Source organism: Olsenella phocaeensis, assembly GCF_048189965.1.
Classification (GTDB): domain Bacteria; phylum Actinomycetota; class Coriobacteriia; order Coriobacteriales; family Atopobiaceae; genus Olsenella_I; species Olsenella_I phocaeensis.
Window position 1 is genome coordinate 45,792 of record NZ_DBEZHV010000018.1, and the last position, 17,683, is coordinate 63,474.

Annotated in this window: 18 protein-coding genes; 17 read left to right on the plus strand and 1 reads right to left on the minus strand. The window is 68.8% G+C overall.

Translation table 11 applies throughout. The features are described from left to right. Positions 1-3 precede the first annotated feature (3 nt). From modA to hisS, 10 genes are all read left to right on the plus strand, one after another. Complete coding sequence (gene modA, locus ACMPH2_RS08585; RefSeq protein WP_062529539.1) at positions 4-876, plus strand: molybdate ABC transporter substrate-binding protein; 873 nt, start codon at positions 4-6, stop codon at positions 874-876. Between the two features lie 6 nt (positions 877-882). Next, on the plus strand, positions 883-1,566 hold the full coding sequence (modB, locus tag ACMPH2_RS08590; RefSeq protein WP_417119213.1) for a molybdate ABC transporter permease subunit: 684 nt from the start codon (positions 883-885) through the stop codon (positions 1,564-1,566). Further along, positions 1,566-2,621 (plus strand): sulfate/molybdate ABC transporter ATP-binding protein, encoded by a 1,056-nt coding sequence (locus tag ACMPH2_RS08595; protein WP_417119214.1) that lies wholly within the window; start codon positions 1,566-1,568, stop codon positions 2,619-2,621. The genes modB and ACMPH2_RS08595 overlap by 1 nt, the downstream gene beginning before the upstream one ends. Further along, complete coding sequence (gene moaA, locus ACMPH2_RS08600) at positions 2,618-3,580, plus strand: GTP 3',8-cyclase MoaA (RefSeq protein WP_417119215.1); 963 nt, start codon at positions 2,618-2,620, stop codon at positions 3,578-3,580. Before ACMPH2_RS08595 ends, moaA begins: the two co-directional genes overlap by 4 nt. Before the next feature lie 2 nt (positions 3,581-3,582). Continuing rightward, positions 3,583-4,077: a cyclic pyranopterin monophosphate synthase MoaC gene (gene moaC, locus ACMPH2_RS08605; protein ID WP_417119216.1), complete on the plus strand. Its 495-nt coding sequence runs from the start codon at positions 3,583-3,585 to the stop codon at positions 4,075-4,077. Beyond that, positions 4,067-4,546: an MOSC domain-containing protein gene (locus ACMPH2_RS08610; protein ID WP_417119217.1), complete on the plus strand. Its 480-nt coding sequence runs from the start codon at positions 4,067-4,069 to the stop codon at positions 4,544-4,546. Before moaC ends, ACMPH2_RS08610 begins: the two co-directional genes overlap by 11 nt. A gap of 34 nt (positions 4,547-4,580) precedes the next feature. Further along, on the plus strand, positions 4,581-5,609 hold the full coding sequence (locus ACMPH2_RS08615) for a molybdopterin-binding protein (protein WP_417119218.1): 1,029 nt from the start codon (positions 4,581-4,583) through the stop codon (positions 5,607-5,609). Continuing rightward, the gene (locus tag ACMPH2_RS08620) at positions 5,609-6,121 is read left to right on the plus strand and encodes a MogA/MoaB family molybdenum cofactor biosynthesis protein (protein WP_062529553.1); all 513 of its coding nucleotides are present in this window, start codon (positions 5,609-5,611) and stop codon (positions 6,119-6,121) included. Before ACMPH2_RS08615 ends, ACMPH2_RS08620 begins: the two co-directional genes overlap by 1 nt. 270 nt (positions 6,122-6,391) lie before the next feature. Continuing rightward, entirely contained in the window at positions 6,392-6,955 is a 564-nt protein-coding gene (gene ahpC, locus ACMPH2_RS08625) for an alkyl hydroperoxide reductase subunit C (protein ID WP_009277958.1), read from the plus strand. Positions 6,956-7,217: 262 nt separating this feature from the next. Continuing rightward, positions 7,218-8,531 (plus strand): histidine--tRNA ligase, encoded by a 1,314-nt coding sequence (gene hisS / locus ACMPH2_RS08630; protein ID WP_417119219.1) that lies wholly within the window; start codon positions 7,218-7,220, stop codon positions 8,529-8,531. Positions 8,532-8,581: 50 nt separating this feature from the next. Here hisS and ACMPH2_RS08635 read toward each other — a convergent pair whose 3' ends face one another. Further along, the gene (locus tag ACMPH2_RS08635; protein WP_417119220.1) at positions 8,582-9,985 is read right to left on the minus strand and encodes a Na+/H+ antiporter NhaC family protein; all 1,404 of its coding nucleotides are present in this window, start codon (positions 9,983-9,985) and stop codon (positions 8,582-8,584) included. Between the two features lie 157 nt (positions 9,986-10,142). On the opposite strand from ACMPH2_RS08635, the gene ACMPH2_RS08640 reads away from it, so the two are divergent. The 7 genes from ACMPH2_RS08640 to ACMPH2_RS08670 all read left to right on the plus strand — a co-directional run bounded on the left by ACMPH2_RS08640 (position 10,143) and on the right by ACMPH2_RS08670 (position 17,602). Further along, positions 10,143-11,078 carry a LysR family transcriptional regulator gene (locus ACMPH2_RS08640; protein ID WP_062529558.1) on the plus strand — a complete coding sequence of 312 codons (936 nt, stop codon included), beginning with the start codon at positions 10,143-10,145 and terminating at the stop codon, positions 11,076-11,078. A 191-nt stretch (positions 11,079-11,269) separates the two neighbouring features. Further along, positions 11,270-12,928, plus strand: coding sequence for a D-alanine--poly(phosphoribitol) ligase subunit DltA (dltA, locus tag ACMPH2_RS08645; RefSeq protein WP_197414906.1), 1,659 nt, complete (start codon positions 11,270-11,272; stop codon positions 12,926-12,928). Between the two features lie 10 nt (positions 12,929-12,938). After that, positions 12,939-14,117, plus strand: a complete 1,179-nt coding sequence (gene dltB, locus ACMPH2_RS08650) for a D-alanyl-lipoteichoic acid biosynthesis protein DltB (RefSeq protein ID WP_417119221.1) — start codon at positions 12,939-12,941, stop codon at positions 14,115-14,117. Continuing rightward, positions 14,110-14,367 carry a D-alanine--poly(phosphoribitol) ligase subunit DltC gene (gene dltC, locus ACMPH2_RS08655; RefSeq protein WP_009277952.1) on the plus strand — a complete coding sequence of 86 codons (258 nt, stop codon included), beginning with the start codon at positions 14,110-14,112 and terminating at the stop codon, positions 14,365-14,367. The genes dltB and dltC overlap by 8 nt, the downstream gene beginning before the upstream one ends. 1 nt (position 14,368) lies before the next feature. Next, on the plus strand, positions 14,369-15,673 hold the full coding sequence (gene dltD, locus ACMPH2_RS08660) for a D-alanyl-lipoteichoic acid biosynthesis protein DltD (RefSeq protein WP_417119222.1): 1,305 nt from the start codon (positions 14,369-14,371) through the stop codon (positions 15,671-15,673). Further along, the gene (locus tag ACMPH2_RS08665; RefSeq protein WP_009277950.1) at positions 15,673-15,864 is read left to right on the plus strand and encodes a hypothetical protein; all 192 of its coding nucleotides are present in this window, start codon (positions 15,673-15,675) and stop codon (positions 15,862-15,864) included. The genes dltD and ACMPH2_RS08665 overlap by 1 nt, the downstream gene beginning before the upstream one ends. A 79-nt stretch (positions 15,865-15,943) precedes the next feature. After that, positions 15,944-17,602 carry a serine hydrolase domain-containing protein gene (locus ACMPH2_RS08670; protein WP_417119223.1) on the plus strand — a complete coding sequence of 553 codons (1,659 nt, stop codon included), beginning with the start codon at positions 15,944-15,946 and terminating at the stop codon, positions 17,600-17,602. The last annotated feature ends 81 nt before the right edge of the window (positions 17,603-17,683 follow it).

The following is a 17,683-nucleotide window of genomic DNA, read 5'->3' on the forward strand; positions in this document are numbered from 1 at the left end:
CACATGAACGCAAACGTTACCAGGCGCGGCTTCGTGGCTGCGGCAGCAGCCGCAGGAACCCTTGGCGTCACCGCCTGCTCCAAGCCGGCGGAAAGCACGGACTCCACGTCCACGACGTCCGGCCAGGCCACGACCGACACCGCCAAGGCGCTGACCGTCTTCGCGGCGGCGTCACTCACCGAGTCCCTCACCGAGGCCGGCAAGGCCTTCGCCAAGGAGGGCAACGCCGAGCCCACCTACAACTTCGACTCCTCGGGCACCCTCAAGACCCAGATCCAGGAGGGAGCGGACTGCGACGTGTTCATCTCCGCCGCACCCAAGCAGATGAACGCCCTGGACATCGACGCCGAGAAGGGCAACGACGACAAGCTCGACTTCGTCGACCACTCGACCCGCATCGACCTGCTCGAGAACAAGGTCACGCTCGTCGTCCCCGAGGGCAACCCCAAGAACATCAAGAGCTTCGAGGACCTCAAGTCCCTGCTCACGTCCGGCGGGGTGCTTCTCGCCATGGGCAACTCCGACGTGCCCGTGGGCCAGTACACCCAGAAGATCTTCACCTACTTCGGCCTGGACGAGGCGAGCCTCTCCTCCGCCGGCGTCCTCTCGTACGGCAGCAACGTGAAGGAGGTCACGGCCCAGGTCAAGGAGGCGTCCGCCGACTGCGGCATCATCTACAAGACCGACGCCACCTCCGCGAAACTCACCGTGGTGGACGAGGCCACCGAGGAGATGTGCGGCAGGGTGATCTATCCCGCGGCCGTGCTCAAGGCCTCCAAGAACGCCGATGCCGCCAAGTCCTACCTCGAGTTCCTCCAGGGTCCCGACGCCTCCGCCGCCTTCGAGGCCGTGGGATTCACGCCACTCAAGAAGTAACGGTCCATGGACTGGTACCCGCTCATAAACTCTCTGAGGGTGGCCGCCGTCTCGGCCACCCTCGTGTTCTTCCTGGGAATCTGGTTCGCCGACGTCGTCGCCCGCCTGCCGAGGGTCGTCAAGGGCGTGCTGGACGTCGTCCTGACCCTTCCCCTGGTCCTGCCGCCGACGGTCGTGGGCTATCTGCTGCTCATCCTGCTCGGGCCGCGCCGGCCCATCGGTGCCTGGCTCCTGGACAACCTCTCGCTCAGGCTCACCATGGTCTGGTACGCGGCGATCTTCGCCTCGGTCGTCGTGAGCTTCCCGCTCATGTACCGCACGGCCCGCGGCGCCTTCGAGTCCTTCGACCAGACCCTCGCCGACGCCGCGCACACCCTGGGACGCTCCGACGCCTGGGTGTTCTGGCGCGTCAAGCTGCCCTGCTGTCGCCAGGGCATCATTGCCGGCGTGGTCCTCGCCTTCGCGCGTGCGCTGGGGGAGTACGGTGCCACCTCGATGGTCTGCGGCTACACGCCCGGCTCCACGGCGACGGTGTCGACCACCGTGTACCAGCTCTGGCGCACGGGCGACGACGCGGGGGCGCTCGCCTGGGTGCTCGTGAACCTCGCCATCTCCGCCGTGGTGCTCCTGGCGGTCAACCTCATGGAGCGACGCGAGCGCGAGTCCGCAGCCGTGGGGAGGTGGTCGTAGTGTCCCTCGTCGTGGACGTCAGGAAGCGCCTGGGGGGCTTCTCGCTGGACGTGGCCTTCGAGCTCGAGCGCCCCCACGAGGTCGTCGCCCTCCTGGGCGCCTCGGGCTGCGGCAAGTCCCTCACCCTCAAGTGCATCGCGGGAATAATGCGGCCCGACGAGGGACGCATCGTGCTCGACGACCGCGTGCTCTTCGACTCCGAGGCGGGCATCGACCTCCCCGCCCAGCAGCGCCGCGTGGGCTACCTCTTCCAGAGCTACGCCCTCTTCCCCAACATGACCGTGGAGCAGAACGTCATGGCGGCGATCCGCGAGGGCAGCAGGCAGGAGCGCCGCGAGCGGGCGCGCCGCGAGCTCGAGGCCCTGCACGTGGGCGAGCTGGCCGCGCGACGTCCCCGGGAGCTCTCGGGCGGGCAGCAGCAGCGCTGCGCGATGGCCCGCATCTTCGCGAGCGACCCTGAGCTCCTGCTCCTGGACGAGCCCTTCTCCGCCCTCGACGGATACCTGCGCTGGCAGCTCGAGCTCGAGCTCGCGGACACGCTGAGGCGCTTCCAGGGCGGGGTGGTCTACGTCTCGCACAACCGCGACGAGGTGTATCGCATGTGCGACAGCGTCTGCGTGGTGAGCGACGGCCGCTCGGGCCCCAAGATGGGCATGCGAGAGCTCTTCGAGGCACCGCGCAGCCTCGCCGCGGCACTCATCTCGGGATGCAAGAACGTCTCGCCCGTCAGCGTGCTGCCGGACGGGAGCCTGCGCTGCGAGGCCTGGGGCGTGACGCTCTCCTGCGAGGTCCCCTCCGGGCTCGACGTCACGCACGTGGGGATCCGCGCCCACAACCTGCACATGGGCGAGGGAGAGAACCGCATTCCCTGTATCGTGGACCGCGTCATAGACAGCAGCTTCTCGACCATCGTGATGCTGAGGACGCCAGCCGGCGCCCTCCTGCGCTACGAGTGCGAGAAGGACGCATGGAAGGGCCCCGAGGAGGGGGAGGGCTGCGTGGTCCACGTCGCCAGGAGGGACGTGCTCCCGCTCGGGGAGGGCGAGGCTCGGTGAGGGACGGCCAGGGACGCAGCATCGAGTACCTGCGCGTCTCGGTCACCGACCTCTGCAACTGCCGCTGCCAGTACTGCATGCCCGCAGGCGGCGTGCCCATGCTCGCGCACGACCAGATCATCTCGTTCGAAGAGATCGTCGAGGTCGTCACAGCCTGCGCCGAGCTCGGCGTGCACAAGGTCCGGCTCACGGGCGGGGAGCCGCTCGTGCGTCGCGGCGTCGTCGACCTCGTGCGCATGCTCGCGGCCGTGCCGGGCATCGACGAGCTGGCGCTGACCACCAACGCCACGCTCCTGGCACCCCTGGCGGCATCCCTGCGCGAGGCGGGGCTCGGCCGCCTCAACGTGAGCCTCGACACCCTCGACCCCGTGCGCTACGAGCTCATCACGCGCGGGGGCAGGCTGCGCGACGTGCTCGCGGGCCTCGATGCCGCGCATGACGCGGGCTTCTCGCGCACCAAGCTCAACGCCGTCCTCATGGGTGGCGTCAACGACGTGGACGTGCGTCCCCTCGCGGAGCTCGCGCGCGACGGAGCGTACGGCATCTCGAGCGTGCGCTTCATCGAGCTCATGCCCATGGGGGAGTGCGCCGCATGGCCGCGCGGCCGCTTCGTGCCGGCGGACGTGGTGCTCGACCGCGTGGGAGAGCTCGAGCCCGTGGGCCAGGACGGAGTCTCGCAGGTCTTCTCGGCGCCGGGCTGGAAGGGGACGGTCGGCCTCATCCGGCCGCTGAGCCACAAGTTCTGCAGCGGATGCACGCGCCTCAGGCTCACGGCGGACGGCATGGTAAAGCCCTGCCTGCACTCGGGGCAGGAGATTTCCGTGCGCGGGCTGCACGGGGAGGATCTCGCGCACGCGCTGCGCGGGGCCATCGCCGCCAAGCCCGCGGAGCACCACCTGAGCGCGGCGCTGGGCCAGGCGAGCGAGAGCCTGCGCGCGATGAACGAGATCGGAGGATGAGGATGGAAGAGCTCACCCACTTCAACGAGCAGGGCCGGGCGCGGATGGTAGACGTCTCGGCAAAGGAGAGGACCCAGCGCGTCGCCCGGGCGGGCGGCAGGGTGCTCATGAACCCGGCGACGCTCGAGCTCGTGCGCACGGGCGGGATCAGGAAGGGAGACGTCCTGGCCGTGGCCCAGGTCGCGGGCATCATGGCGGCCAAGCGCTGCTGGGAGCTGGTTCCCATGTGCCATCCCATCCAGCTCACGGGGGTTGACGTGTCCTTCTCCCTCGAGGAGGACGGCATCGCGCTCGAGGCGAGCTGCCGCTGCTGCGGCGAGACCGGCGTCGAGATGGAGGCCATGACCGCCGCCTCCGTGGCCGCGCTGACGATCTATGACATGTGCAAGGCGGTCCAGCGCGACATGGTGGTGACGGACGTCCGCCTCCTCGAGAAGGACGGCGGAAAGAGCGGGCGCTTCGTTCGGACCGAAGAGGAGAGGGAGCATGGGGAGTAATGCCGGTGGCACGCGGGAGGGCGAGGTCGTCTCCTGCTGCGTCAGCGAACGCAAGGGGACTCGCAAGCACACGGTCGACGCCATCGAGCTCAGGGTGGGCGTGGGCATCGAGGGCGACGCCCACGCCGGCAACTGGCATCGCCAGGTGAGCCTGCTCGGAGACGAGTCGGTGGACACGATGCGGGACAGGGGGGTGGAGCTCAAGGCGGGGGACTTCGCCGAGAACATCCTGACGCGCGGCCTCGCCCTGAGGGAGCTCCCCGTGGGGACGGCGCTCGAGGTGGGCCCCTGCCTCCTCGTGGTGACCCAGATCGGCAAGACCTGCCACAACGACTGCGAGATCCGTCGTCTGGTGGGCATCTGCGTCATGCCCACCGACGGCATCTTCTGCGTGGTGGTGCGTGGCGGCACGGTACGACCGGGCGACGCGATCCGCGTGCTCGATGAGGAAGCGGCCAAGCAGCTGTGAGCGTGGTGCGCGCACGAGGCTCAAGGAGGTTGGCATGAGGCAGATCAGGACAGAGGACGCCGTCGGGCACGTGCTGTGCCACGACATGACGCAGATCATCCCGGAGGACGACGGGGACCGCAAGCGCTACAAGGGCGCCCGCTTCCGCAAGGGGCATGTGGTCGAGGAGGAGGACATCCCCGTGCTCCTCTCCATGGGCAAGCGCAACATCTTCGTCTGGGAGATGGACGAGACGAAGCTGCACGAGGACGAGGCGGCCCAGCGCCTGGCGGCGCTCTGCCTCGGCGAGGGCCTGGAGCCCGTCGGCGAGCCCCGCGAGGGCAAGATCAACCTGCGCGCGACCTGCGACGGAGCCTTCATCGTGGACTCCGAGCGGCTCGTCGCCGTGAACTCGGTGGAGGAGGTCATGGTCGCCACCAAGCCGGGCAACATTGCCGTCCAGGCGGGGCAGGTGCTCGCGGGCACGCGCGCCATCCCCCTCGTGGTGGACAAGGCGCGGCTCGAGGCGGCCGAGGCCGCGGCCGGCGGCAGGCCCCTCATGCGCGTCGCGCCGTACCGTCTGAAGACGGCGGGCATCCTGACCACGGGCTCCGAGGTGGCGGCCGGCATCATCAAGGACCGCTTCACCCCCGTGGTCGAGGAGAAGCTCAAGGGCGTCGGCATCGTAACCACGCAGCGCGAGGTCGTGGACGACGGCATGGACAACCTCCTTGTCGCCCTCGCCCGCATGCGCGAGACGGACGTGGACCTCATCGTCTGCACCGGCGGCATGAGCGTCGACCCGGACGACAACACGCCCGGTGCCATCAAGGGCTCCGGCGCGCGCATCGTGACCTACGGCGCGCCCGTGCTACCGGGCGCCATGATGCTCCTGGGCTACTACGACGGAGAGTTCGGCGTGGCAGGCCAGACGGGTGCCGCGGGACGTCCCGTCATGGGCCTTCCCGGCTGCGTCATGTACAGCAAGACCACCATCTTCGACCTGGTGCTCCCGCGCATCGCCGCCGGCATAGAGCTGGGCAAGCGCGACTTCGTGGTCCTGGGCGAGGGAGGCATGCTCTGATGGCGGAGGGGCCGGGGCAGGGCTTCGAGGCGGCGGTCGTCACCGTGAGCGATCGCTGCTCGCGCGGGGAGCGCGAGGACGCGAGCGGCCCGGCGCTGGTGGGGCTGCTGGAGGGTGCGGGCTACGACGTCGTGGCGAGCGAGGTCGTGCCCGACGAGCAGGCGCAGATCGAGCACGTCCTGCGCTCCCTGGTCGCCCGGGACGTCGCGCTGGTCGTGACCACGGGGGGCACGGGCTTCTCGCCACGTGACGTCACGCCCGAGGCGACCGTCGCTGTCTGCGAGCGCATGGCCCCCGGCATCCCGGAGGCGATGCGTGCCGCGTCGATGGAGATCACGCCGCACGGCTGCCTCTCGCGCGAGGCCTGCGGGATCTGCGGTGGCAGCCTGGTGGTCAACCTGCCGGGGAGCCCCAAGGCCGCATGCGAGAACCTCTCGGCGGTGATCGGGCCGATCGCACACGGCCTGCGCATGCTGCGCGGCGGGCAGGCCGACTGCGCAGCGGGGAAGTAGGGCGCAAAAGCATGCCGCGCAGGTCGCAAATGGCCTGCGCGGCATTTCCCGTCTAACTGGGACTTTGTGCCCTTCACGCGCAAACCAGGCATGACCTGCGCGTCACGGGAAGCCCCTCTCCTCATGCGTGCCCCATGCGCGCATGGCGTTCGCAAAATTGCTATAGACCTAACAACATATATTTTGTTAGACTAGGCTAACCCCTTTCGAGGGGACTGCAGAGAGGGGCGCAGGCAGGGCCTCGTCCCGCAAGCGCACAAGGAGGAAACCATGTCTCTCATCGGCAAGGAGATCGACGACTTCAGCGTCAAGGCGTTCCACGAGGACCAGGTCAAGACCATCACCAAGGCGGACGTCCTGGGCAAGTGGTCGCTGTTCTTCTTCTATCCCGCGGACTTCACCTTCGTCTGCCCCACCGAACTCGAGGAGCTGGCGGAGAACTACGCCGCCTTCCAGCAGGAGGGCTGCGAGGTCTACTCCGTCTCCTGCGACAGCGAGTACGTGCACAAGGCCTGGCACGAGGAGTCCGAGCGCATCGGGAAGGTGGACTACCCCATGCTCGCCGATCCCGCGCACGTGCTCGCGCGCAGCTTCGACGTGCTCATCGAGGACGCCGGGCAGGCGGAGCGCGGTGCCTTCATCGTCGACCCCGAGGGTCGCATCCAGGTGTACGAGGTGACGGCGGGCGGCATCGGCCGCAACGCCGTGGAGCTCCTGCGCCTGCTGCAGGCAGCGAAGTTCGTCGCCGCCCACGGCGACCAGGTCTGCCCCGCCAAGTGGCATCCCGGCAGCGCCACCCTCACCCCGGGCCTCGACCTGGTGGGCAGGCTGTAGGCGGGCAGACAGGCGTTGCCCGCAGCTCCAGATTCGGCCGCAGCCTAGGCTTGCCTGCGATTCAGGCTCGCCTACGGCCCTGGCCCATACGTTGCCGCGCATTCCATCTCTGGAGTGCGCGGCATTCTCGTCTGACCTGCGCCTTCGTCGGATTCGGCGCACGCTGGCGCCGCATTGCGCGCATCCTTCTCGCATGACCGCATGGGGAGGCCGCCGTCTTGGGGATATACTGGCCGTTGCACACGAGCGGAAGGGAAGACCCATGGCACAGAAGATCCAGGGGACCGAGGACCTGTTTGGCGGCTACATGCGCGCCTGGCAGCACATGCAGGACGTCGCGCGCGAGCTCTTTGGCGCCTATGGCTTCGACATGATCGAGACCCCGGCCATCGAGCAGGTGGACACCTTCGTCCACGGCATCGGCGAGTCGACCGACGTCGTGCGCAAGGAGATGTTCCGCGTGGTCTCCGGCGCGCTCATGGAGAACCTGCTCGCCGCCGGAAGCGAGAGGGGCCTCAAGGCCAAGCAGCGCATGGCCATGCGTCCCGAGGGAACCGCCGGCGTCGTGCGCTCGGTGGTCGAGAACAACCTCGTCCCGCAGGGGGCGGCTCCCGCCAAGCTCTGGTATGCCGAGGCGATGTTTCGCGGCGAGCGTCCGCAGAAGGGCCGCCTGCGCCAGTTCCACCAGGTGGGCGTGGAGTGGTTGGGTGCGCCCGACCCGGCGGCAGACGCGGAGTGCATCATCATGCTCATGGAGTTCTACAAGCGCCTGGGCTTCGACCCCGCACGCCTGCGCCTCTCGATCAACTCGATGGGCGACGCCGCCTGTCGTCCCGCCTACCGCCAGATGGTTCGCGACTTCATCCTTGCCCACGCCGACGAGATGTGCGAGGACTGCCTGGAGCGCGCCGAGATCAACCCCCTGCGCAGCTTCGACTGCAAGAACGACCACTGCCGCGAGGTCATGGCCGCGGCTCCGCTTGCCAAGGACAACCTCTGCGACGACTGCCGCACCCACTACGAGCAGGTCAAGCGCTATCTCGACGCCGCGGGCGTCGCGTACGTCGAGGACCCCACGCTGGTGCGCGGCCTCGACTACTACACCCGCACGGTCTTCGAGGTGGAGGCGCTCGACGCGGGCGTCGGCGCCATCGGCGGCGGCGGCCGCTACGACGGCCTCGTCGAGCTCGAGGGCGGCAAGCCCACGCCCGGCATCGGCTTCGCCGTGGGTTTCGAGCGCATCGCCCTGGCCCTCGCCGCCCAGGGCGGCAGCCTCGAGACCCCGGAGGAGGGCTGCGTCTACGTGGCCTGCGCCTCTCCCGAGCAGCGCGGCGCGGTGTTCGAGGCGACGCTGGCCCTGCGCCAGGCGGGCATCCGCAGCGAGGCGGACTACCAGGGCCGCTCCCTCAAGTCGCAGTTCAAGCAGGCGGACAAGTGCCACGCCCGCCTCTGTGTGGTGCTGGGCGAGGAGGAGCTCGCGCGTGGCTTCGCAACGCTGCGCGACATGGAGTCCCACGAGCAGGTCCAGGTGCCCCTGCCCGAGCTCGCCCCCCAGGTGGCCAGCAGGATCGCCTAGGTCCAAGATTCCTGCGCCAGGCGTGGGCGAAGCCCTCGCATCGCCATTTTCTACGAGGCCCCTGCCATCTTGGCGGGGGCCTCGTTCCCCATCAGCCTCGCGTCGTCGCGCGCGTCCAGGCCCAGGGCCCTGCCCCCGCGCTGGAGTGCGAAGCCCGGGTGCCGCTTCTGCCAGAGCGACACGACGAGGGTCCAGAGCGGGATGAGCATGCAGAGGAAGGCGTACGCGGCGCTGCCGACGGGCATGCCTACGAAGGCGCAGAGCCCCACGCAGGAGGTCGTCCAGGGAATGACCGCGGGGATGATGACCGCGCTGCTCGAGAGGTCGAGCGCCAGCGCGCTGCCGTCGCCCTCTATCTCGTCGCAGAGCTGGGCGGTGAGCATGAGCGAGACCACCTGGTCGCAGGCGATGCAGGCGGTGACCATGCTGGTTACGAGGACTCCCGCGAAGGGCGTGGTGCGCCCCGCGAGTCGGCGCACGAAGGCGCGGATGCCCCGGAGGAGGCCCGTCTCCTCGAAGAGGCCGGAGTAGCTGGAGGCCACCGCGACGATCAACGCGATCTCGGTCATGGAGAGGACCCCACCTCCGTTCACCATGCGCCCGATGGCCAGGTTGGAGGTCCTGAAGCCGAAGAGGAGGATGCCCGGGAGCTCCCCCAGGGGGACGTGCTGGGCGAAGACGCAGAGCAGAAGCGCGCTCGCGAGGCTCGCGAGCATGGTGCGCAGGACGCTGAGCTTTGCCAGCGAGAGGACCAGCACGAGCGCGATGGGCGCGAGGACGTACCACGAGAGGTCGAAGGACGTCGCGAAGGAGCCCCTGAACGAGGGGGCCATGCCCGTGCCTCCGGCGGCGGGACCCAGCGCGGCGTAGATCAGGGCGCAGGCGACGACGGGCACGACGGAGATTCTCAGCATGCGCCCGAGGTTCTCGTGCAGGCTGCTGCGGGTGATGGTGGAGACGAGCATGGCCGTGCTCGACATGGGCGAGCAGCGGTCCCCCAGGAAGGACCCGCTGATGATGGCCCCGCCCACGAGGAGGACGTCCGCGCGCATGGCCGTCGCGATGGTCATGCACACCACGCCCACGGTGGCCGAGGCGGCGAAGGAGCTGCCGGTCAGGGTGGACATGAGGCCGCAGAGCACGAAGGACGCCAGCGGGAGGGTGGAGGGGCTCACGAGGCGGACCGAGAGGCAGGTGACGGCGGGGATGGTCCCGGCCGCGCGCCAGGAGGCGGTGAGCATGCCTATGACCACGAAGAGCACAAGCACCCTTCCTATGGAGAGGGGCCCGCGCGCGGCGACGCGCAGGAGCTCTCCCAGGCGATGCCCCCTGTGGAGGCCGTAGCCCACGAAGAGCGCGAGGCCGCAGGCCAGGGGCACGAGGAGGGAGAGGCCGAGGGCTATTCCCACGGCAAGCGACAGCGCGAACGCCGCCAGGACCAACGCCTCTGCCATCCTCGTCCGCTCCCTCCACCGATGCCTGCCCCTCGCATCCTATGGGTCTCTCACCTGTATTTCAAACTGTTATATTTGATACCTGTAACAAAACTTTCTTGTGAGTTGTGACCGGCTCGCAGGCCCCGTGAGCGCGGTCGCAGAACGGGACGGGGACATGAACTTCCAGACCATGGACTACTTCATCGCGGTGGCGGAGGAGAGGAGCTTCACCCGCGCCGCAGCTCGCCTCTCGGTCACGCAGCAGACGCTCTCGGCCCACATCGCGGGCGTCGAGCGGGAGCTTGGCGTGAGGCTGCTGGAGCGCAGGGTGCCCCTCTCGCTCACCCACGCCGGCGAGGTGTTCCTGGGGTATGCCCGCCGCTTCCAGGGCGAGCGGCGCACCATGGGGCGCGAGTTCATGGACATCGCGGGAGACCAGCGCGGCCTTTTGGGCGTGGGCATCGCGAGCACCCGCGGCCACATGCTCATGCCCGAGGCGGTCTCGCGCTTCCAGGAGCTCAGGCCCGGCATCGACGTGAGGCTCGTCGAGGCCGAGAACCAGGAGCTCGTCGAGCTGCTCCGGCAGGGGGCCGTGGACCTGGTCGTGGCCACGGTGGACGCGGACGAGCCGGGCCTCGTGGTGCGCGAGCTCAGGCGCGAGCGCGTGGTCCTGCTGGTTTCGGAGGGGCTGCTCCGGCAGCTGTTGGGCGGGGGCTGGGAGGCCGTCGCCCGGGAGGTGGAGCGCACGGGGAGCCTGGCTGCGCTCGCGGACTGCCCCTTCATGCTCCTGGGCAGGGGAGACGAGCCGGGCGACCTCTCCCGCAGGATCTTGGGGCGCTCGGGCGTGCCGCCCAGGCCGCGGGTGGAGTCCAAGAACTCCGAGACCCTCGTCGAGCTTGCGGCGCGGGGGGTCGGTGCCTGCTTCGTTCCGGACGACCTGGCCCGGTCGGCGCTCGCGGCGCATCCGGGCTCCGACCTCAGGGCCATCGGGCTGGGGGAGGGGGCGGGCATCTCCGTCAGCCTGGCCTGGAGGGAGTCGCGCCACGTCTGGGGCGTCATCGAGTCCTTCGCGGACCTGCTCGAGGAGCAGGTGTCGGCGGCCAAAGGCTAGGGTGCCTGGCCCCTCTCGCCCGCCCCCCCGTCCTGGGGCAAGGTCCCTGCCTGCTCGTTTCAAGGAAAAATTTATCTTGAACGTGCTTTTGTGTCAGACTTCCCTCGAACACGCCGCCTTCACATGCAGCGGAAATACTGCGAGCGTGGATCAAGGACCGACTCCGTGCAAGTAGCGACGAGGGAGTGGCCATGAACGTTACAAAGGACCTGCCGGGCATGTCGCCCGTCGCATCGGCGGCATCCGCGTCCAAGCCGCCTCGGGACACCGTCCAGCCCGCCTCCGCCCAGGGAAACGCGCTCCTGGACGCCGTCATGGCGACGGTGCGCACTGCGCCGGAATCCCCCGCCTACCAGGAGTCGGGTCACGAGGACGTCAGCTACGCGGAGCTCTGGAGGCTCTCGTGCAGGGTCGCGTGGCGCCTTCTGGAAGTTGCCCCCGGACGCGCCCCCGTGGTCGTCTACGCCTCCAAGTCCTACCTCGCCGTCGCCTCCTTCCTGGGCTGCCTCCTGAGCGGACATGCCTTCGTCCCCGTGGACAGCGAGCTGCCGTCATCGCGCGTGCGCGACATCGTGAGCCAGATAGAGGATGCCGCCCTCGCGTGCTGCCAGAACGTGCCGTCGTCCCTCGCGGGCGTGCTGCCCTCCGACCGCATCGTCGACGTGCGCGAGCTTGCCGCCGACGAGGCCGTGTCGGGCAGGGAGGGCGAGCTCCCCGTGCCCCCTCGCGAGGGCTGGGTCCAGGGCGAGCAGACCAACTACGTCATCTTCACCTCGGGCTCGACGGGTCGTCCCAAGGGCATCGAGGTCTCGGCCGCCAACGTCGCCAACTTCATGGGCTGGATGAGGGACTTCCCCGTCGTGTCCGAGGGTGGCCGCGTCTTCCTCGACCAGGCGCACTACTCCTTCGACCTCTCGGAGTACGAGCTCGTGGGGGCGCTCTCGACGGGCGGCTGCCTGCATGCCGTGCCAGGCGAGGTCGCCGCGAGCTACAAGGACCTCTTCGAGGACCTGGCGGGCTCCGGCGTGGAGGTGTGGGTCTCGACCCCCTCGTTCGCGGACCTCTGCCTCGTGGATGGGCGCTTCGACGCCAGCCTCCTGCCAGAGCTCAGGATGTTCCTCTTCTGCGGAGAGGAGCTCAGGCGCCAGACGGCGCAGGAGCTGCGCGAGCGCTTCCCCGACGCCCTCGTGGTGAACACCTACGGGCCCACCGAGTCCACCGTGGCGGTCACCTTCGCCCCGATCGGCGACGAGGAGCTTGCCGGGAGCGCGCCGCTCCCCGTCGGCGTGCCCCGCCCTGGCACCGAGCTCAGGATCGTGGACCACCAGACGGGCGAGCCCTGCCCCGCGGGCGTCTCCGGAGAGATCGTGATCGTGGGCGACACGGTGGCCAAGGGCTACTACCGCAACCCCCAGAAGACCGCCGAGGCCTTCTTCCAGACCACGATGTCGGACGGCAGCCCCACCCGCGGCTATCGCACGGGCGACCAGGGCCACCTGGACGAGGGCGGGGTGCTGCACTGCGAGGGGCGCTTCGACTCGCTGGTCAAGCTCAACGGCTTCAGGATCGAGCTCCAGGAGGTCGAGGGTGCGCTCCTGGAGATGCCGGGCGTGAGCCAGGCGGCGGTTCTCCCCGTCGTACGCGACGGGAGGGTGCGGAGCCTGCGGGCCTTCGTGGTCCTCTCGCGCCGGGACGCCGACGAGGCGGACTTCGACCTCGCCCGCGGCCTGAAGGCGGACCTCGCCGTGCGCCTGCCCTCCTACATGGTCCCTCGCTCGGTGAGGATCCTCGATCGCATGCCCCTCACTCCCAACGGCAAGGTCGACCGCCGCTCCCTCCAGGCCTCCTAGCGGGTGAGAGATGGGCTTCTTCGCAGACCCCAGCTTCTTCGCACTCACGGCCGCGGTCATTGCCGTCGCCGCCGTGCTGGGGCTCAACGGCCGACGGCTTGACCGCCTGGGCCTCGTCGCCTCACTGCTGCTCGTCGGCTGCCTCGTGGCGGGCCAGCCCGCGCAACTGGTCTCCCTCGCCCTCTTCCTCGTCGTCTCGCTGGGCACGACTCGCTGGCTCATGGCGGACCCCAAGAGCGAGAGGCGCTTCGTGGCGGCCGTCGCCCTCGGCATCCTGCCTCTCGTGACCTACAAGCTCACGGTCTCGTTCGCGTCCACGGCGCTCCTGGGCTTCGCGGGCATCTCGTATGCCACCTTCAAGTCGGTGCAGATCCTCATGGAGGTGCACGACGGGCTCATCGCGCGCGAGGACATGGGCCTGGTCGACCAGCTCAGCTTCCTGCTCTTCTTCCCGACCTTCGACTCGGGTCCCATCGACCGCAGCCGGCGCTTCCTCGAGGACGCACGCCGCATCCCGCCCCGCGACGAGTACGCGGGTATGCTGGCCCGCGGCATCCTCCTCGTCCTGGGCGGCATGGCCTACAAGATGGTGCTCGCCACCCTGGTGCACCGCCTCTATGCCCCTGCAGTCTGGGGGAGCGGCCCCTTCCTCGAGGAGCTGTGGAAGCAGGTCGTGACCTGCTACGCGTATGGCCTCTACCTCTTCTTCGACTTCGCGGGCTACTCGATGATGGCCATGGGCGTGGGCTACTGCCTGGGCGTGCGCGTGCCCCGCAACTTCCGCGCGCCCTTCCTGGCCGAGGACCTCCAGGACTTCTGGAACCGCTGGCACATCACGCTCTCGGCCTGGCTGCGCGACTTCGTGTTCATGCGCCTCTCGCGCTGGCTCATGCGCCGTCACCTCGTGAAGGGACGCCTGCGCACCGCCCAGGTGGCCCTCGTGGCAGACATGTTGCTCATGGGGCTCTGGCATGGCGTGACCATCGACTACGTCGCCTATGGCCTGTACCACGGCGTCCTCATGGCCGCTACGGAGGGCTTCCACAAGACCGCCTACTACCGCGCCCACAAGGGACAGACTTGGTTCAGACTGGCCTCGTGGGCGATCACCATGCAGCTCGTGTTCTTTGGCTTTGCCCTCTTCTCAGGGCAGGTCTCCCTCGTTCTGAAAGGAGTACTGAATGTCTGACAGCATGCGCAACGACGACGTGGAGGAGCGCCTCCTCGACCTCATGGAGGAGGTCTGCGAGGACCCGGCGGTGCGGGAGCATCGCGACGAGGACCTCTTCGACCTCGGCTTGCTCGACTCGATGGCGGCCGTGGAGCTGCTCGTCGGCATCGAGGAGGAGTTCGGCGTCTCCATCGCACCCACCGAGCTCCCCCGCGAGGAGATGAACACCGTCGACCTGATCCTCGAGCAGGTCAGGAAGAGGCTCTAGGGTGACGGACGCCAACAGGGACGACGCCACGGTCGAGGAAGCCTCCCAGTCTTCGCGCGCAGGACGCTGGCCAGGTCCCGGCCTGCGCCTGCTGCTGGGCGTCGCGGGCGGCCTTCTCGCCTTCTCCGTTGCGGGCCTTGCGGTGGCGGAGCTCGCCTTGCCGAAGAGCGGGCGGGCGGACGAGTCGCGCATCTACGACTACGTGTACGCCAGCGGGAAGTCCGAGAACAGCTCCTTCGTGACCGCGAACATGTCTGCGGGCTCGCGGCTCTGCTTCGGTTCCTCCGAGTTCTATATCTCGAAGGACCTGGTGTCCATGTGTCCCCAGGCCGTCTTCGGCGAGTCTGGCTCGGGCGTGGACATGACCTTCGTGGGGGAGGGTTACGACCAGAGCCTCTGGCAGGCGATCGCCGCCGGGGCGTACGCGCGCAAGACGACGAACAAAAAAGTCATGCTCGTTGTCTCTCCCCAGTGGTTCTTCAAGGGCAACGGGGAGCAGTCCAAGTTCTCGTCCAAGTTCAGCTACTCGCTCTACCAGGAGTTCTGCGACAACCCCGACATCTCGGACCAGACCAAGGCCTACGTGCGCCAGCGTGCCCAGGCCCTGGGCGTGGGGGCGACGGAGCTGCGTGCGGCCAACGGCGACACGCCCCTGGACCGCCTCAACGCGGTCGCCTACTACCAGTCCGACCAGCTGCGCCTGCGCTCCAAGCTCTCCAACGTGATTTCGCTCGCCCCGAAGAAGAGCGTGCTGCGCGCGTCGGGCGAGTCGACGGGCGAGCCCGACTGGGCCGCCCTGCTCGCCCAGGCCGACGCGGAGGGTGCCCAGCGCTGCACCAACAACGACTACGGCATCTATGACGCGTACTGGGAGAAGAACTCCCAGTACGACCCTGAGTGGTACCAGATCTTCCACGAGGCGGACGACGAGTACGCCGACCTTGCCTGCCTGCTCAGGGTGTGCAAGGAGGCGGGCCTGGAGCCCCTGGTGTGCATCCTTCCCGTGCACGGGTCGTGGTACGACCGCTCCAACGTGAGCCAGGACGAGCGCCAGTACTACTACCAGCGCATCCGTGGCATCTGCGACGAGGCCGGCTCCGCATACGCGGACTTCTCGAGCTGCGAGTACGAGAGGTACTTCCTCTGCGACACGGTGCATCCCGGCTGGCGTGGCTGGGTGCGGATCGAGGAGTCCTTCTACCACTTCGTCAACGGAACCAAGGACGCCTTCCTGGGCGGAGCGGGCTACGGCAGCGCCGAGGGACTCACGTCCGAGCGGGCGACGCAGGCAGGGGAGGGCGCCTGATGTCCGGCAAGGGAGGGAAGGGCCCTCTCGCCCGCTCCAAGGCCTGGCTGATCGACCATGCCGCCGGGCATGGCACGCTCGTCGCCGTGGCGGCAGGCTGCCTTGCCTTCGCACTTCTGGCGGTCCTGCTGTGGTTCCTCGTCTTCTCGGGCCTCAACGGGCCGGTGCAGTTCGTCTATGCGGGCTTCTAGCTTCATGGGCGTCCTTGGAGATGGGAAGGCGGCTCCTGCGGCGTGCAGGGATCCCCGGCGATGGATTCGCGGGGTTCTGGTGCTTGCCTTGGCGATTGCCGTCGTGCTTGGCGAGGGGGAGCTCGCCGGGCTCCTGCGCGCCGTGGGGGTGGTACCCGGCTCGTACCGCGTTGCCAGCGGCAGCAGCCAGATCGAGGTTCAGACCGATGTGTCGACCGACGGGGGTTCGGGCGTCTCTGACGGAGGGTCGGACGCGAGCCCCGACGCCGACCCTGGTTCCGACGTCGGCCTCGACGTCGACCCGCAGGAGGCCTTCCCCTTCGCCCGGGGCGACGACGAGAGCCTCGGCCTTCCCTCGGGGGGCGGCGGCGATGCCCAGGTTGACCCCGTCGACCCTGGCAGCACCCCAACGCAGGCCGAGCTCTCCGAGCTCATGGACGCCTACCTCGACCAGAGCTTCCCCCAGACCGGCGTGCCTGGCATCGCCGTCGCGGTGGTGAGCGCCCGTGGCGCGCTTTACGAGCGGACGTTGGGAGACTGCGCCAGCACGAGCTCGACCTTCGTGATCGGCTCGCTCTCGAAGTCGTTCACGGCCGTCGCGGTGATGCAGCTCGTGGAGGCGGGCCAAGTCGACCTGGACGATCCCATTGGCTGCTATGTGGCGGACGCTGGTCTGCCCGACTCCGTCACCGTCCGGTCACTCCTCAACCAGACGAGCGGATTCGGCTACTACGACTCCCCCGCGGACGCCTGGCCGGGAGCCTCGGCGGGAAGCTTCTCGTACTCCAACGCGAACTACGACCTCCTGGGCCGGCTCGTCGAGGCCGTCAGCGGCATGAGCTATGGTGACTACCTAGGGGAGAGGGTCTTCGCCCCCCTGGGAATGTACGACGCGTCCGCCTATGGCTCGGACGACGCCCGTGCCGGCGAGGCCGCACAGGGCTCCGTGCCGGGGCATCGCAACTGGTTCGGGCTCAATCTGGCAGACGGATACCTGCATCAGGACGGCGACCACGCCTGGGGTGGGCCCTCGTCCGGCTACGTGCGCGCCAGCCTGAGCGACATGGAGAGCTACCTGCGCATGTATCTGCGGGGCGGCTCCGGCGTCCTGAATCCCTCCTCCGTGCGGGCGCTCGCCCTGAGTCGCGTGCCCGACCCCTACGGCGACACCTACTACGGCATGGGCTGGACCACCTTCGGCTGGGACGGCGGAGAGCTCGTGATGAGCCACGACGGCCAGGTCGAGAACTACGTCGCTCGCATGATGGTGCTGCCCTCTCGCGGAATCGCCCTCGTCGTGCTGGGCGACGCGAGCGACTACTTCGGAGGCAACGAGGCGTTCTGGCAGATGGCCGATGGCGTCACCTCGCTGGCCATGGGAGGCGACGGGGTGGAGGTCGACGGCGGCGAGCGCCTGCTCCTCCATGCCGAGTACGATGGCCTCTACCTGGTGATGGTCGGCTGCGCGCTGGCGAGCCTCCTGCGGGTGCGCCGCTGGGCCCGCAGGCTCGAGGCGGCCAGGGGTAAGGGGCGGACGCGTGACTTCCTGGCCTGGGACCTCGTGGCGTACGGTCTTCTCCCCCTGTGCCTGCTGTGGGTGCCGAGGCTCTATGGCGCCCCATGGGGGGACTTCGCGACCTTCGTCCCGGATGCCAGCGCGGTCATCCTGGCCACGGTCGCGCTGCTGCTGGCATCGGGTGCCACGAGGCTCTCTCTGGCCCTGCGCAGCCGAACTTGATACGGCTCAGTTTGTCGGTACGAGTCCGTTTGTCGGTACTATTGCAGGCGAGAAATACCGACGATCTAACCCAATTCGGCA

Coding starts and splice junctions, on each gene's coding strand:
- ahpC (WP_009277958.1), top strand. CDS start 6,392: ATGTCTCTCATCGGCAAGGAGATCGACGACTTCAGCGTCAAGGCGTTC.
- ACMPH2_RS08640 (WP_062529558.1), top strand. CDS start 10,143: ATGAACTTCCAGACCATGGACTACTTCATCGCGGTGGCGGAGGAGAGG.
- ACMPH2_RS08610 (WP_417119217.1), top strand. CDS start 4,067: ATGGGGAGTAATGCCGGTGGCACGCGGGAGGGCGAGGTCGTCTCCTGC.
- ACMPH2_RS08620 (WP_062529553.1), top strand. CDS start 5,609: ATGGCGGAGGGGCCGGGGCAGGGCTTCGAGGCGGCGGTCGTCACCGTG.
- ACMPH2_RS08635 (WP_417119220.1), bottom strand. CDS start 9,985: ATGGCAGAGGCGTTGGTCCTGGCGGCGTTCGCGCTGTCGCTTGCCGTG.
- moaC (WP_417119216.1), top strand. CDS start 3,583: ATGGAAGAGCTCACCCACTTCAACGAGCAGGGCCGGGCGCGGATGGTA.
- ACMPH2_RS08665 (WP_009277950.1), top strand. CDS start 15,673: ATGTCCGGCAAGGGAGGGAAGGGCCCTCTCGCCCGCTCCAAGGCCTGG.
- dltC (WP_009277952.1), top strand. CDS start 14,110: ATGTCTGACAGCATGCGCAACGACGACGTGGAGGAGCGCCTCCTCGAC.
- dltA (WP_197414906.1), top strand. CDS start 11,270: ATGAACGTTACAAAGGACCTGCCGGGCATGTCGCCCGTCGCATCGGCG.
- hisS (WP_417119219.1), top strand. CDS start 7,218: ATGGCACAGAAGATCCAGGGGACCGAGGACCTGTTTGGCGGCTACATG.
- dltB (WP_417119221.1), top strand. CDS start 12,939: ATGGGCTTCTTCGCAGACCCCAGCTTCTTCGCACTCACGGCCGCGGTC.
- ACMPH2_RS08615 (WP_417119218.1), top strand. CDS start 4,581: ATGAGGCAGATCAGGACAGAGGACGCCGTCGGGCACGTGCTGTGCCAC.
- modB (WP_417119213.1), top strand. CDS start 883: ATGGACTGGTACCCGCTCATAAACTCTCTGAGGGTGGCCGCCGTCTCG.
- modA (WP_062529539.1), top strand. CDS start 4: ATGAACGCAAACGTTACCAGGCGCGGCTTCGTGGCTGCGGCAGCAGCC.